Here is a 14,899-nt window from a genome sequence, read left to right as displayed (position 1 = left end):
GGGGACCGGCAGGATCCCCGTTTCGTAATTAATTGACGGATGAAACAGAACTCACCGGAGGTAAATTCAGCGTCTTGCAGCCTTCCAAATTCAAGCTGTTAACGGCTTTCTTAATGGTTTCAATAGCCGGCATCCGATTAAAACTCTTTCGCCAGGCGATGATGACGCGACGAGTGGGGGCCGGTTTTTCAAAGGGAATGGCTTTGATCAATTCATCGCCATTTGTCTCCTTCAGAGCCGAGCTTGGCAAAACCGTGATGCCCAATCCCTGAGCCACCATATGGTGAATAGTCAGTAAAGATGAACCTTCGACTGTCCGTTGGAGGGTTGTCGCGCCGTTTTTCCTGGGAATGGACTCCGGACAGGCTTCAAGAATCTGATCGCGAAGGCAGTGCCCCTTACCCAAAAGTAAAAGTTTTCCGGAGCGGACCTCATCGCGGTGAATTTCAGAGCGCTCAGCCCACGGGTGATCATGAGGCACAGCAACCACGAAATCCTCATCATACAGAGGCATAAACATCAGTCCCGGTTCGGTGATAGGCAGGGCCATGATGGCAACATCGATTTCACCCGAACGAAGTTGTTCAAGGAGATTGGCCGTGTAGTTTTCCGACAGAATCAAAGGCATTTTAGGTGCCAGTTGAAGCATTTTATGCACGAGCCCCGGCATGAGATAGGGACTGATTGTGAAGATGGCGCCGAGCCGCAAAGGTCCGCAGAGAGGATCTTTACCTTGGATAGCCAATTCTTCGATACGGCGCACTTCTTCAAGAACTTTCTGGGCTTGTTCGACAATGTTTTCGCCTACGGGTGTAAGGGAAACTTCCTGAGAACGACGCTCGAAAATATGCACGCCCAGTTCTTCTTCCAATTTTCTGACCGCCACGGACAGTGACGGTTGGGAGATAAAACAAGACTCTGCCGCACGGCCGAAATGGCGTTCTCTGGCAACGGCAATGATGTATTTCAATTCTGTGAGTGTCACTTATGCCTCCAAAAACTCTTCGTAACCGCTAAACCAACGTTTGGCATGACGCTTGGCATTGTCGGAATCCTCTCTGAGCCACCGATCGGCAAAGTCTCGGGCTGATTCAAGCAATTTTGCATCGGTTTCCAAATCGGCAAAGCGCAAAAGCGGGACACCGGACTGGCGGGCTCCTAAAAATTCTCCGGGACCTCGGATTTCCAAGTCCCGTCGTGCGATCTCAAAGCCATCGTTCGTCTCCCGAATGACTTTGAGTCGCTCACGACCCGTTTCAGATAACTCTCCGTAGAGTAGCACACAAAAACTTTTTTCGGCCCCCCGACCGACACGGCCTCGCAATTGGTGCAGTTGTGCTAAACCGAAACGCTCGGCGTGCTCAATCACCATAAGTGTCGCGTTCGGAACATCCACTCCCACTTCAATGACGGTGGTTGCCACGAGTACGTCTAATTGACCGTCTTTAAATGTTTGCATGACGGACTGCTTTTCTTCGGCATTGAGAGCGCCGTGGACCAGACCGATTCGTAAATTCGGCAAATAGGAGCGCAACTCTTCGAATGTTTGCGTGGCAGCGGTCAGGTCGATTTTTTCACTCTCTTCAATGAGCGGACAGACCCAGTAGACCTGTCGGCCTTGACGAACCTGATCGTTAATGACCGACATGACTTCATTTTTACGATTCAAGCTGATGAGTTTGGTGGTAATGGGTTTTCTGCCAGCCGGTAATTCATCAATAACGGAGATGTCAAGGTCGGCTAAATAGCTCATGGCTAGAGTCCGAGGGATCGGCGTGGCAGAAAGCATCAGCAGATGCGGCATGAGGCTTGCGTGGTTTTGACGCAGTGCCAGGCGCTGTGCGACCCCGAAACGGTGCTGTTCGTCCACAATAGCCAGTCCTAAGTTGGCAAATTTCACACTGTCTTGGATGAGTGCGTGAGTGCCGACCACCAACTGTGCTTCGCCCGAGGCGATGCTCGAGAGAGCTTCACTGCGCTCTTTTGCCTTTTGTTTACCGGCTAGCCACACAATTTTGATTCCAAGGGGTTTGAGCCACTGAGAAATCTTTTCAAAATGCTGTTCGGCCAATATTTCTGTCGGGGCCATTAAGGCAGCTTGAAAGCCCGCATCCATACAAAGCGTTGCCGCAAGGGCAGCTATCACCGTTTTACCGCTTCCTACGTCGCCTTGAACCAGGCGGTTCATCGGGATGATTCGGGCCATATCGCTTTTGATTTCATCAAAAACTCTGACCTGTGCCCGAGTCAGTGAGAAAGGCAGTTGATCGAAAAGTCGATCTGTGCTCGGATGTAATTCGGGGGCCAACTGAGGGGCACGGTAGACTGATCTGAGCGAACGGGAGTATTTAAGTGCGATTTGTTGAGCAACCAACTCGTCGAATTTCAAACGTATCCAGGCAGGGTCCGTTTTTGCTTGCAATGCTTCCAGGCTTGCTCCGACCGGAGGATGATGGATGAAATGTAAAGCGTCTGAAAGAGTAGGAAGCTTCAATTCGGACAAAACAGGTCTTGGAATCAGATCCTTGATTTCGACATCGAGCAGAGCTCGGGCAATTCGCTTTCTCAGCCACGTCTGAGTGATACCTTCTCCGGCCGGATACACAGGGGTAAGGCTTGTCGGAAGAGCGGCGCCGGTGAGAGCGGTCCGAATTTTCGGGTGCATCATCTCCAACCCGAAATAACCTTCGCGAACTGCACCGTAGAGTCTTACTTTTTGCCCAACGCTCAACTGTTTGACTTGAGAGGGGTAAAAGTGCAGCAGTCTGACGTACAGGGAGCCTGTAGGGTCAGAGACCACTGCTTGAAGTTGTTCACCGGATGGCCGCCGAATTCTCTCGCAACGAATGACCTCTCCCTCGCACTGTTGAGTGCGGCCGGCCTCCAATCGGGCAATCGGAGTCAAAGAAGTTTCGTCTTCATAGCGAAGGGGTAGATGCAAAACGTAGTCCCAGTCCTTATTGAGTCCGAGTTTTGCCAGACGCTCGGATAAGGGAGCTAGTTTTTCACCTTTTTTTCGAGGATAGGTGGCCATCGGCATGAAAGTTCTCGCGAAGTTTAGACGCTGGCGATCGCTTCAACTTCAACGGCGCCGCCCTTAGGTAAAGCAGCAACGGCAAAGCAGCTGCGAGCCGGGTAGGGAGCGCGGCAGTATTGCTGCATGACTGTATTGACAGCGGGGAAATTGGCCATGTCTGTTAAAAAGATCGTGATCTTCATGACGTTATCCATTGTGCCGCCGGCGGCTTCTACGATAGCTTTGACGTTTTCAAAAGCCTGACGAGCCTGTTCGGTGAAATCTTCAGGTAATTCACCGGTAGCAGGGTTAATGCCCAATTGACCCGAGGTGAAAAGATTGGCGCAGCCCTTGGTGGCTTGAGAGTAAGGGCCGATTGCAGCAGGGGCCTTATCGGTATGAATGATTTCATGAGTCATGATGTTCTCCTAATAAATAGTTAGCGGTGACCTTTATTTTAGCGTTTGCAAACTGTGTTAAGTCGTTTGAAGAGGTACTGTTTTTTGTCAAAAAGTTTTGGGAAATTGATTTCGGACAGTGTGAACGTTCTACGTGTTTTTATAGTTTGGTGTAAACTTCGGGTTAATCCCAATGGGTGTCTTGTACGTTGCTCTCTAAACTGCAACCCGTTTTCGGGTGTTTTTGAGCCGCTGACGTTCAGGAACACGAATGGAGAAAGATATGTTTAGTCTTTAAGCATTATTTCGTTTCGGGCTTCTGAGTATGACCGAGACGTTCTGTTGTGCTTAAAGATCGGACCTATTTTTGTTACGGCTGACTCCACAGTGGATCCTGTTGCAAATTGACAACTTGTGACAGGCGGTTTCGGCCCAGTATTTGTCCGTGCTTAACACGTGAGAACCTGTCCCCTTCAAATGTGCCGAGGGTATTTGCAGATGTGAATGCTGTCGGTGAGAGAGAATGAGCATTCTCTTGGGTTTCCCGAGGTGGACGGTTCGGTAGTAACGGTTGAGACGAACGAGGGGAACCTTTTTAAGAAGACCCCTGCCGGTTAGGTTTTAGAGAAAACTCAACCGGTGGCCCTCTTGGATCAAGGAGACCAAGTAATTATGAAAATCATCTACACCGACGTGCTGGTGGTTGGTGCCGGCTTGGCTGGTTTGCGTATGGCAGTTGCTGCCAAGCGTCGCGGTCAAGACACCATCATCTTGTCGCTGGTGCCGCCCAAGCGCTCTCACTCGAAGGCCGCTCAAGGTGGTATGCAAGCATCTTTGGGTAATGTGATTAAAGGTTTGGGCGATAACGAAGACGTCCACTTTGCCGATACGGTTAAGGGTTCCGACTGGGGCTGCGATCAAGACGTTGCCCGTTTGTTCGTGAATACCTCTCCGAAGGCTGTTCGTGAATTGGCTGCTTGGGGCGTGCCCTGGAGCCGTATTACCCCGGGTGATCGTCAAGTGATCATCAACGGCGAACGCGTGACCATTACCGAACGTAAAGAAGCCGCCGGCTTGATCGGTCAACGTGACTTCGGTGGTACGAAGAAGTGGCGTACTTGCTTCGTGTCCGATGGCACGGGTCATGCCATGTTGAACGCTGTGAGCGATCGTGTGATCGCCGAACACATTCCTGTTGTGGAACGTGTTGAAGCCATCGCTTTGATTCATGATGGCAAGCGTTGCTACGGTGCTGTTGTCCGTGATTTGATCACGGGCGAATTGATGGCTTACGTTTCTAAGGCTACGGCTATCGCCGCCGGTGGTGCCGGTCGCTTGTTCCGTGTGACCACGAACGCTGTGATCTGCGAAGGTACGGGTCACTCCTTGGCTTTGGAAACCGGTGTTGCCACGTTGGGTAACATGGAAGCCGTTCAGTTCCACCCGACCGGTATTTTCCCGGCCGGTATTCTTGTGACGGAAGGCTGCCGTGGTGACGGTGGTTTGTTGCGTGACGTTGATGGTCACCGCTTCATGCCGGATGTGGAACCTGAAAAGAAAGAATTGGCTTCCCGTGACGTCGTGAGCCGTCGTATGGAAGAACGTATCGCTCAAGGTAAGGGTGTGAAGAGCCGCTTCGGTGAACACATCTGGTTGGACATCACCTTGTTGGGCGAACATCACATCAAACACAACCTCCGCGAAGTGTATGAAATCTGCCACTACTTCTTGGGTGTTGACCCGGTGAAGGAATGGATCCCTGTGCGTCCTGCTCAGCACTACACGATGGGTGGTATCCGCACGAACTACACGGGTGAAAGCCGTCAATTGAAGGGCTTGTTCGCCGCCGGCGAATGCGCCTGCTGGGATATGCACGGTTTCAACCGCTTGGGCGGTAACTCTGTGGCTGAAACGGTTGTGGCCGGTATGTTGGTTGGCGAATACATCGCCGACTTCTGTGAAAAGCCTGAAAACGTCATCGATATTCCGACGTCTATCGTCTATGACTTCATCAAGCGCGAACAAGCCAAGCTTGATCGCTTCTGCGACGGTCATGGTACGGAAGACCCGGCCAAGTTGCGTGCCCGTATGCAAGACATCATGACTTCCAAGATCGGTATTTTCCGTCGCGGTGCTGATATGGAAAGCGCTGTGAGCGAATTGGAAGATCTGTACAAGCGCTCCTTCAATTCTGCTTGTAAGTCTCAACTCGGTGCTAACACCGAATTGACCTATGTCTATCGTACGCAAAAGATGTTGCGTTTGGCCTTGACGATTGCTTGCGGTGCTTCCGCCCGTACGGAATCTCGTGGTGCTCACTTCCGTGAAGACTACCCGGTTCGTGACGACAGCAAGTGGCTCAAGCGCACGTTGGCTGCCTGGAAGGACGAAAACGACACGTTGCCGACGCTCTCTTACGAAGAACTCGACGTCAACAAGATGGAATTGCCCCCGGGCTGGCGTGGTTACGGTGCCAAGAATTACATCGATCACCCGGATACGGCCAAGCGTCAAGCTGAAGTCGATGAAATCCGTGCGAAGATGGAAGCCGAAGGCGCCGATCGTTTCGCTATCCAAAACGCTTTGATGCCGTACGCTCACCTCTTGCCGAAGCGCTTGCAAGGTAAGAACGAACGTATTGACGAACCCTTGGCCTAAGGAGCTGACGAAAAATGGCTGAAAACAATACCCAAAAACAACATCGTCTGCTCAAGATCAGCATCTTGCGCTACAACCCTGCTGATCCGGCTAGCGTGCCGCACATGCAGACGTTTGATTTGGAAGAATCTGATTCGATGACCTTGTTCATCGCGTTGAATGAAATTCGCGAAAAGCAAGATCCTACTTTGCAATTTGACTTCGTGTGCCGTGCCGGTATTTGCGGTTCCTGCGCCATGATGATCAATGGTAAGCCGGGTTTGGCTTGCCGTACGTTGACCCGTGACTTGCCGACGGAATTCACGTTGGCTCCGTTGCCGGCCTTCGAATTGATCGGCGACTTGTCCGTCAACACCGGTAAGTGGATGCGCAATATGAGTGAACGCATGGAAACCTGGGTTCACTTGAAGGAAGAAGAAGTCGATATCTGCCGCAAGGAAGAACCGATGGATCCGCAATTGGCCGAAGATATTTACCTCTTGGACCGTTGCGTGGAATGCGGTTGCTGTATCGCCGGTTGCGGTACGGTCCGTATGCGCCCGGACTTCGCCGGCGGCGTGGCTATCAACAAGATCGCCCGCTTCCGTCTCGACCCGCGCGACCATCGTAACGACGCCGACTACTATGAAGTGATCGGTGACGACAGCGGTGTGTTCGGTTGCATGTCCTTGTTGGCTTGCCACGACTTCTGCCCGAAGCAGTTGCCGTTGAAGACTCAAATTGCCTTCATCCGTCGTAAGATGGCTGAACAAGGTATCCGCGGCTATGATAAGGTTTTGCCGACCCCGAAGAAGGCTATTCCTATCAAGGTCGTGAAGTAATTCTCAAAACTTGAAAAAGGGAGTGAAGGATTGGCAACAGTGCTTCGCTCCCGATTGAGGGTTTTGAAACCCTACGGGAGGTCAATAGACCGACGATGCCCTTGACCGGGTCATCGATTGACATCACGTAGTTTTTAGAACGGAGACGCCTCAAAGACGCCTTCCTTAATTGATTTAACGAGGAGCAAAATAAACATGTCTCGTATTGAATATGACTTCCTTGGTGGCAAGGAAATTCCTGATGATTGCTACTATGGTGTGCAAACCCTTCGTGGCAAGGAAAACTTCCATGTGACGGAAATGTCCATGGCTCAAGAACCGTTCTTCATCATCGGCTTTGCCTATGTGAAGAAGGCTGCTGCTATGGCCAACAAGGAACTCGGCACGATCCCGGCCAACGTTGCTGACGCTTTGATCTGGGCCTGCGACCAATTGATCGCTGGCAAGTACCATGATCAATTCGTGACCGACTGGGTCCAAGGTGGTGCCGGTACGTCCACGAACATGAACTGCAATGAAGTCATCTGCAACTTGGCCGCTGAAAAGTTGGGTTCCAAGAAGGGTGACTACGCTTTGGTTTCTCCGAACGACCACGCTAACTTCGGTCAATCCACCAACGACACGTACCCGACCGCTTTCCACGTTGCCTTGTTGCTCCGCAGCAATGTGATGTTGAAGGCTGTTGAAGACCTCGTCGCTTCTTTCTACAAGAAGTCCGAAGAATTCAAGTCCGTTTTGAAGATGGGTCGTACGCACTTGCAAGACGCTGTGCCGATGACCTTGGGTCAAGAATTCCACGGCTGGGGCTTCACGATCGCCGATGAAATCAAGACGATTAAGGATGCTCAAGAACATCTTTATGTCGTGAACCTCGGTGCTACGGCTATTGGTACGACCGTGACGGCTCACCCGGATTATCCGGCCTTGGCTGTCAAGTACTTGGCTGAATTGACTGGCTTGCCGATGCGCAACAGCGAAGATTTGATCGCTGCTACCTCTGACTGCGGTAGCTATGTTGCTTTGTCCAGCGCCATGAAGAGCTTGGCCGTTAAGTTGACGAAGGTTTGCAACGACTTGCGCTTGCTCGCTTCTGGTCCGCGTTGCGGCTTCCAAGAAGTGAACCTCCCGCAAATGCAACCGGGTTCTTCTATCATGCCGGGTAAGGTCAATCCGGTTGAATTGGAAGCTATGAACCAAGCTAGCTTCATCGCTATCGGTTTGGACACCACGGTCATGTTGGCTGCTTCTGCCGGCCAACTCGAATTGAACGTGATGGAACCGCCGATCACGTGGGCTTTGTTCTTCGGTATGAAGGTCATGACCAACGCCATGAACGGCATGCGTACGAAGTGCATTGACGGTATCACCGCCAACGTCGAACGCTGCAAGGACTTGGTGATGGGTTCCTTGGGCATCATCACGATCTTGAAGCCGCACTTCGGTTACAAGACCTGCTCTGAAATCGCCCACGAAGGTTACCACACTGGTAAGACCTTGCATCAACTCATCGTTGAAGAACGTAAGTTGATGACGCAAGAAGAATGGGACAAGGTTTTCAATTTGCAAAACTTGATCGCTCCGAAGTTCGAAATGTAATTTTGAACCTAGGGAAAACTCCGTAGTGAAATTTTTTGCTACGGGGTAAAGTTCTCTCAGTCATGTTGGCGGCGGATTTATCCGTCGCCAATGTGAGTGGGTTCTAGATCGGTTAGGGGATTTCCTTCTCTGTTCTAGAAAATAAAAAAGATAATAACTACTCCGGTTTTGGGGGTAATATGGATCTGATGTTAATTCTTCAAATTATTGTCCTCTTGGCGTTCATCTTCATTGGTGTTCGCTTGGGTGGCATTGGTATCGGTTACGCCGGCGGTGTCGGCGTGCTGGTTTTGGGTCTCGTTTGCGGCATGACGCCGGGTGCGATTCCCTGGGATGTGATCTTGATCATCATGTCCGTGATCGCTGCTATTTCTGCTATGCAGTTGGCTGGCGGTCTCGACTACTTGGTTCAAATCGCTGAAAACATTCTTCGTAGCAATCCGAAGCACATCAACTACTTGGCTCCGATCGTCACCTATGTTTTGACGATTTTCGCCGGTACGGGTCACACGGCTTTCTCCATGATCCCGGTTATCGTTGAAGTGGCTAAGGAACAAGGCATTAAGCCTGTTTGCCCGTTGTCCATCGCTGTGGTCTCTTCCCAGATCGCTATTACGGCTTCTCCGGTGTCTGCTGCCGTTATTTACATGACTGGCGTTTTGGAACCGTTCGGCTGGAGCTACCCGACCTTGCTCGGTATCTGGATTGTGACGACGTTCGCTGGCTGCATGGTGACGGCTTTTGTCATGACCTTGATCCAAAACATGGACTTGAACTCCGACCCGGTTTACAAGGATCGTTTGGCTAAGGGCCTCGTGAAGGCTCCGCAAGGCGCTACCCATCGCGAAATCTCCGCTTCTGCTAAGAAGTCTGTTTGGATCTTCTTGGTCGGCGTTATCGCTGTGGTGTTGTATGCCTCCGCCATTTCTCCGGCTGTCGGTATCGTCTCTCCGGTTATCGTCGGCCGTGACGCTGCCATTATGGGCATCATGTTGACGATCGGTACCTTGATCACAGTTATGTGCAAGATCAAGGTTGACGAAGTTGCCAGCTGCTCCGTCTTCAAGAGCGGTATGGTCGCTTGCGTGTGCGTGTTGGGCGTTGCCTGGCTCGGTAACACGTTCGTCGCCGGTCACACGAAGGAAATCACTGAATTCTCGTCCACCACTGTGGCTCAAAACCCCGCTTTGTTGGCTGTGATCTTCTTCTTCGCTGCTATGTTGTTGTATAGCCAAGCTGCTACCGCTAAGGCCATTACGCCGGCTGTGGTTACGGCTTTGGGTATCACGGCTGCTAACCCTGGTGATTCCTACATGTTGGTCGCCACGTTCGCTGCTGTGTCTGCTTTGTTCGTTCTCCCGACGTACCCGACGTTGTTGGGCGCTGTTCAGATGGACGACACCGGTACAACCCGCATTGGTAAGTTCGTGTTCAACCACGCGTTCTTCCTCCCTGGCGTGTTGGCCATTGTCTTCAGCGTGGTGTTCGGCTTTGCCGCTTGCGCCGTGTTCTAATCAGAACATTAGCTGAAAGCAGATTAGGTACTTGAGTACCTAGTAAAAAATCAAAACGGCAAGTTGCTTCGGTAACTTGCCGTTTTCGCGACTGAAGAATCCCGAGATTTAGTCTTCGAGTAGTTTGCTTGTTTATCATTCTGAAATAAGGCGTCTCAATCTGTGTCTGTGGTTAATGGGCTATGACCTTTCAGACAATGATCCCGCGAGCCATCTTCGAAACTTCAGAGCAATCGTTTTTAATAATTGTATTTCCGATCTGAAGCATGGCTTTCAGTCATGTGCAAAATCCCGAAATATTTGTTCGTTAATTCAAAATAGCCGTCCAACAAAACTGAAAAAACGTGTTTAAAAAATGGGGAAAACGTTTTATATTGAAAGATAGGTACTTCTTGGAAATTACGAGCTCAAGTGGTCGTGGAATAAAGCGAGGCGCTGACAAGCGGCGAGTGCCTTATGTCGCAAAGCCACTTGACGGAGTCATAACAGTTAAATTTTGCGATGAGGATGCGTTTAACGAAGCGCAAAAACATATTCAGCTTAGCAACTTCTTATCGCAGAGGCTTATTAGGTATTTTTTAGATAAATATTTGGAATTTTGTAGCGGACGTTTAAGTGAGATAAACGGGGATGCGGACGGAAATAATGAGTCTATGAATCGGGATAGGCAAAAATCGTCAAAACACTCTTAATTAGCCTAATAACGGCCATTCGGTATCGCAGAACATCAGTATTGAATTAGTGATGAAGTTTGGGTTGAGGTCTGACCAAAAGGATCAAAATACCTGTACTTAATACACCGAATGCAGTGGTTAGTCCCAAGGTTTGAATAGCCGGAGTTGAACTCAAACCGATGAAACAGAATGAAAAACTCACGGATAAGAAAGCGAAAGTACAAAGACTGAAACTTAAGTCTTCGTTTTCCTCATTGGTGTAGTACAAAAGCGCAATGGCAATGCCTATACCATAGACCAAAACCATGGACATGGCGGTAAAAAGCGTAAAGGGCATGCTAAACCAAGCCGATAGTGAAACGGTACTGGCCACACCGAGCAATGACGGTACAACAATGCGCCAAGAGCGCAAGCCGTAGTGAAAAAGACTGACGGTGAAAGAGCAGACGACAGCCAAGATAAAGATGCCAACGAATATGAATCGGTACTGATCCAAAAAGTTTTTGGCATCACCCGTAATATCCACGAAAGTCACGCCGGCTAAATGATCGGCCAAATCATAAAGTGCTTCCATCTGATTCTCGGTCATCCCGGCCACTTGAACGATGGAGCTGTAACCCTGAGGAACATCGAGCCAGAGATGGCGGACCGATCGTGAAGAGGGAGAATTGAGCCAATCTTCAAAAGTGACATCTAATTGCACCGGGTGTGGTTTTTGCAGCGAATAACCCAAAATCTCAGACAGCGGCTCACGGATTCGTTCAAACATCGCTTCACGTAGCGTTTCGACATCGTGTTGACGAGTGTAGGAGGGGAACCATTTGGAAATGCATGTAGTGGTCATTTCTGTCTGGTTCATCCCACGTTGAACAAATCCTAACCGCAGTGCTTCCTCCGTCATTAAAACGTCTTGCTCGGAAGAGGCGGTCACAATGAAAAACTTGTCTGTACTGGGTAGACTCAGAAGCTGTTGAACCTGATTTTCTTCATCTCTGAGCTCTTCGGAGATATAGGTCATATGCTGAATGTTTTGAGAAAAATTCAGCTGCATGTAGCCTGAGAGCAAAATAACGGCCACCGTAATACCGATGGCAGAGTAATCGGTTGGCTTTTCTTGCCAGTGTTTTAGAGAAAATCGGGGGAAATAATGGCTGAAAGAGAGCATTTTTTTACTGAAATCACTTTCAGCAATCGGACCGGGATTAAAACTCGGGAAAATTAAAATAAGGGTAATTGCACAGCCGATAAGACCGCTTGCCATGAAAACGGACATCTGTCTGACCGAGGGCAACGGTACCAGGTAAAGCAGTAACAAGGCGATGGATATAATGAAAATAATCCACAGCAGCGGCTTTAAAATCCGATCGAAAACTGTGACAGGGGACAATAACGAGTAGTATCGGTGTTCCAGTAGGAAATAGCCCACCAACATGACAACAAATCCCGTTAATGCCGATGCGCAGACGATGGTCCAAAGGGAGACCGTTCCGAATAAAAAGATAACGGTTGAAAAGCCGGCTACGTAGCTGGAAAGCACGCTGAAAACAACCAGTGTCGGAAAACGGTTCGAGGGTGACCAACGGCGAATCAATCCGCCCAGAAAAATGATGATGAACATGGCAATGCCGGACAGCTCGAGCATGTGCGTGTGCGCCACGGAAACGCTCACATAGGGTTTGCCGTGAATGAGGACTTTTGCCTCCGGTGCAATCTCCTGACTGAGTTGTTTTAACTCTTCAATGCAATTATTGAGTTCGAAGGGTGACAGTCCTTTGAGATCTTCAGGAACTTCATAAACGAAAATAGCCCAGACGCGATTGTCGGCATAAAGTTTGAGCGTATCACCGCTGGAAACCACAGTGCTTTTGGGAAGTCGTTTTTTAGCCCATCGATCGAAAAAACCGAGAGGGTCATCAGCTTTCGGAATAAGGCTGGGCTGACCGACGCCGGTGAGACTTTCCAGGGCGCGAGCCAATAATTCATCATCGGAAGAGGCCGCCACCGTATGCTGGTCAACCAAATTCATTAGTCGGTTGGAAATGAGTCGATAAAAGGAAAAATACTCATTGATTTCCAGCCCTTCCCAGTTGACCTTTTTCAGACTTGGCGGTACGTGCCACTGGCCTTTGATTTTTAAAACATTGTCATCAAAGGAATGAGCCGTGTACTCTGGAAATCCGACCATGAAAAGCAGTCGGTAATTGGCAAATGGCGAAAGATTTTTTTGGGCCGCAGTGTGCGCATCATCCACGACACTGATCGGATACAAGTGAGTCTGATCGTAATCAAGCCCGTTTTTTAACAGAAAGTGTGTGGTAAAGCCTAGGGACAAAACCAACATCAGGACCCAGGTCACGGCAAGCACTTGCCAGGAGGCGAGAATGATTTTACGGATTCGCAAGTTCATTCTCCTGGCGGCTTGAAGAGGTTTCCGAAAGTTTGATGTCGCTGATCACGAGAGTCGTGATGTCATTGGAAAAGTTCTCGACAACAATTCTTTCCGGGATTCGGTTGCCGGTTACTGAAATATGCTTGACAATACTGCCGGTCATATTACTTTTAGGGAAAAAGTCCATTCGCCAACCGTTTTCATTATTCTGAGTGAAAATTTGAAAATCCAATTCCAGAGCCGTGATATCGGTTGAGAGCAATCCCCATAAGATGCGATTGACAACGTTGGTGACCGATGCAGAGGAATTTTCAATTCGTTTACCGTTCAGGTGAATGTAGGTTTTAAAAGTTTTGTCGTTATAAAGGGAAGTGGTGGCGACCGGAAATTTTGTTTTCCAAAGTAAAACGTCGTTTTTCCAGAAAATGAAAAAACCTTCACACTGAAAGGGCTGGGGAATTAAGACCAGTTTTTCTGTCTGAACAAAATGACCTTCAATGACCGGTGCCACATCTAAACGTTCGGCGATATCCATGGGAGAAGCCCACACAGAAGTCGCAACAGCCAATGAAGCCGCAGCAGATAAAAACTGTGAGGGTAAGAGTCTGAAGGTCATTGAGTAATCCGGGTAGCAATGTCGCCTCTATTGTAATCGACGATAAGGCGAATTTGGTCCCCAAAGCATTTTAAGAGGCCTAGGCAGACAACAAAAAGCACAAACCAACCCGATACTCCTTACGGCGCATCAGGTTGGTTAAAGAGCGTTTTGTACACTTTAAGGCGCAGAGGACTTCAGAGAATCAGATTGTTGTTGAAGACTTTGCACTTTGGCACGTGCAGCATCCAAATCGGCCTGAACAAATTCATCGGCACGATTTGCTTTGGCTTCGATCATCTTCTTTTCAAGGTCAAGCTTGGCTTTTTTCAACTCAATGTCCAAACGCTTGGATTCCAGTTCCAATTCACGAGCTTGATCATCGTAGGCCTGAAGTTTCTTCTGACGATCTGCTTTGGCTTTTTGCTGAGCAGCAAGCGCCTTCGCCCGAGCTTGGTCAGCGCGTTTTTTAATGTCAGCAGCCTTTTTTTCCGCGGCCAAACGCTCCTGTTCCTTGGCAGCATCCAGGGCCTGAATTTCCAATTCTGCCTGATGGATTCTGGCAATTTGCTCATCCATTGACATGGAGCCCACCTGAGCCTGAGCGCTCGGCATCATGACGGCGGCTGACGCTATTGCGATCAAAGAATATTTAAGCATCTGAGACTCTCCTTAACGGGCGTTATTGACCGCATCCGCCGGGATTATTCGGTTGGATACGAGTTTCTGTCGGCGTTGTGGAAATCATCACGGCCAATCCCGGTTTAAATTCACAGATGCGACCGACTTGAGCAGAGTTATAGAGCTTATTGTTGTAGCGGAAAGTCAGTTGTACACCGTCGACGTAGCTGGTGCGATCACCGGCTACTGCGCCGCCGGCAATATTACCAACTGCACCGCCGGCTAAACCACCCAAAACACGGGAAGTGGTATCGTGATTGTTATGACTGCCGATGGCAGCACCGGCAATCGCTCCGATAATCGTGCCGATGGCTTTCGCATCAGAGCGGTTATCGGAATTGGATACGGCCACTCGTGCGGTGCCGATAGCGAGAATTTCTACAGTTCTAACTTGTTGAGCTTGATTGACGCCGCTTGCTTGATAAGTGTCCGAGCGATAGTAACGACCATCATTGGCACAACCGGACAGAACCAAGGCGGCGACAGCAGCAGCGAGAGCGAATTTCTTCATATTTAGGCATCCTATAAATCCCATGCTTTCACTTTACAGCAAATTA

The 14,899-nt window shown here is 49.6% G+C and carries 11 protein-coding genes; 4 read left to right on the top strand and 7 right to left on the bottom strand.

The genetic code is table 11. The annotated features are described in order from the left end of the window. Positions 1 to 28 precede the first annotated feature (28 nt). Genes H5985_RS01835 through H5985_RS01825 form a run of 3 tightly spaced genes read right to left on the bottom strand, consistent with a single transcriptional unit; the run spans position 29 to position 3,435 of the window. Positions 29 to 985 carry a LysR substrate-binding domain-containing protein gene (locus H5985_RS01835; RefSeq protein ID WP_205049618.1) on the bottom strand — a complete coding sequence of 319 codons (957 nt, stop codon included), beginning with the start codon at positions 983 to 985 and terminating at the stop codon, positions 29 to 31. Further along, positions 986 to 3,040, bottom strand: a complete 2,055-nt coding sequence (recG, locus tag H5985_RS01830; protein ID WP_205049617.1) for an ATP-dependent DNA helicase RecG — start codon at positions 3,038 to 3,040, stop codon at positions 986 to 988. 17 nt (positions 3,041 to 3,057) lie between these two features. Next, positions 3,058 to 3,435, bottom strand: a complete 378-nt coding sequence (locus H5985_RS01825; RefSeq protein ID WP_205049616.1) for a RidA family protein — start codon at positions 3,433 to 3,435, stop codon at positions 3,058 to 3,060. A gap of 651 nt (positions 3,436 to 4,086) precedes the next feature. On the opposite strand from H5985_RS01825, the gene H5985_RS01820 reads away from it, so the two are divergent. From H5985_RS01820 to H5985_RS01805, 4 genes are all read left to right on the top strand, one after another. After that, positions 4,087 to 6,072, top strand: coding sequence for a fumarate reductase flavoprotein subunit (locus H5985_RS01820; protein ID WP_205049615.1), 1,986 nt, complete (start codon positions 4,087 to 4,089; stop codon positions 6,070 to 6,072). 14 nt (positions 6,073 to 6,086) lie between these two features. Continuing rightward, entirely contained in the window at positions 6,087 to 6,893 is an 807-nt protein-coding gene (locus H5985_RS01815; protein WP_205049614.1) for a fumarate reductase iron-sulfur subunit, read from the top strand. A gap of 195 nt (positions 6,894 to 7,088) precedes the next feature. Further along, a complete protein-coding gene (locus H5985_RS01810; RefSeq protein WP_205049613.1) occupies positions 7,089 to 8,489 on the top strand; it encodes an aspartate ammonia-lyase in 1,401 nt (466 codons plus the stop codon). Between the two features lie 179 nt (positions 8,490 to 8,668). Beyond that, positions 8,669 to 10,003: an anaerobic C4-dicarboxylate transporter family protein gene (locus H5985_RS01805; protein ID WP_338124944.1), complete on the top strand. Its 1,335-nt coding sequence runs from the start codon at positions 8,669 to 8,671 to the stop codon at positions 10,001 to 10,003. 738 nt (positions 10,004 to 10,741) lie between these two features. On the opposite strand, the gene H5985_RS01800 is transcribed toward H5985_RS01805, so the two are convergent. The 4 genes from H5985_RS01800 to H5985_RS01785 form a co-directional block, all read right to left on the bottom strand. Continuing rightward, positions 10,742 to 13,078, bottom strand: a complete 2,337-nt coding sequence (locus H5985_RS01800) for an MMPL family transporter (RefSeq protein ID WP_205049611.1) — start codon at positions 13,076 to 13,078, stop codon at positions 10,742 to 10,744. Next, a complete protein-coding gene (locus H5985_RS01795; protein ID WP_205049610.1) occupies positions 13,065 to 13,682 on the bottom strand; it encodes an outer membrane lipoprotein carrier protein LolA in 618 nt (205 codons plus the stop codon). The genes H5985_RS01800 and H5985_RS01795 overlap by 14 nt, the downstream gene beginning before the upstream one ends. A 159-nt stretch (positions 13,683 to 13,841) precedes the next feature. Then, positions 13,842 to 14,321, bottom strand: coding sequence for a hypothetical protein (locus tag H5985_RS01790; RefSeq protein ID WP_205049609.1), 480 nt, complete (start codon positions 14,319 to 14,321; stop codon positions 13,842 to 13,844). Positions 14,322 to 14,343: 22 nt separating this feature from the next. Next, positions 14,344 to 14,853, bottom strand: coding sequence for a glycine zipper 2TM domain-containing protein (locus tag H5985_RS01785; protein WP_205049608.1), 510 nt, complete (start codon positions 14,851 to 14,853; stop codon positions 14,344 to 14,346). Positions 14,854 to 14,899 lie beyond the last annotated feature (46 nt).

This window comes from Parasutterella secunda, from assembly GCF_016901835.1.
GTDB classification, from domain to species: Bacteria; Pseudomonadota; Gammaproteobacteria; order Burkholderiales; family Burkholderiaceae_F; genus Aphodousia; species Aphodousia faecavium.
This window is presented reverse-complemented; position numbering and strand designations above follow the sequence as displayed.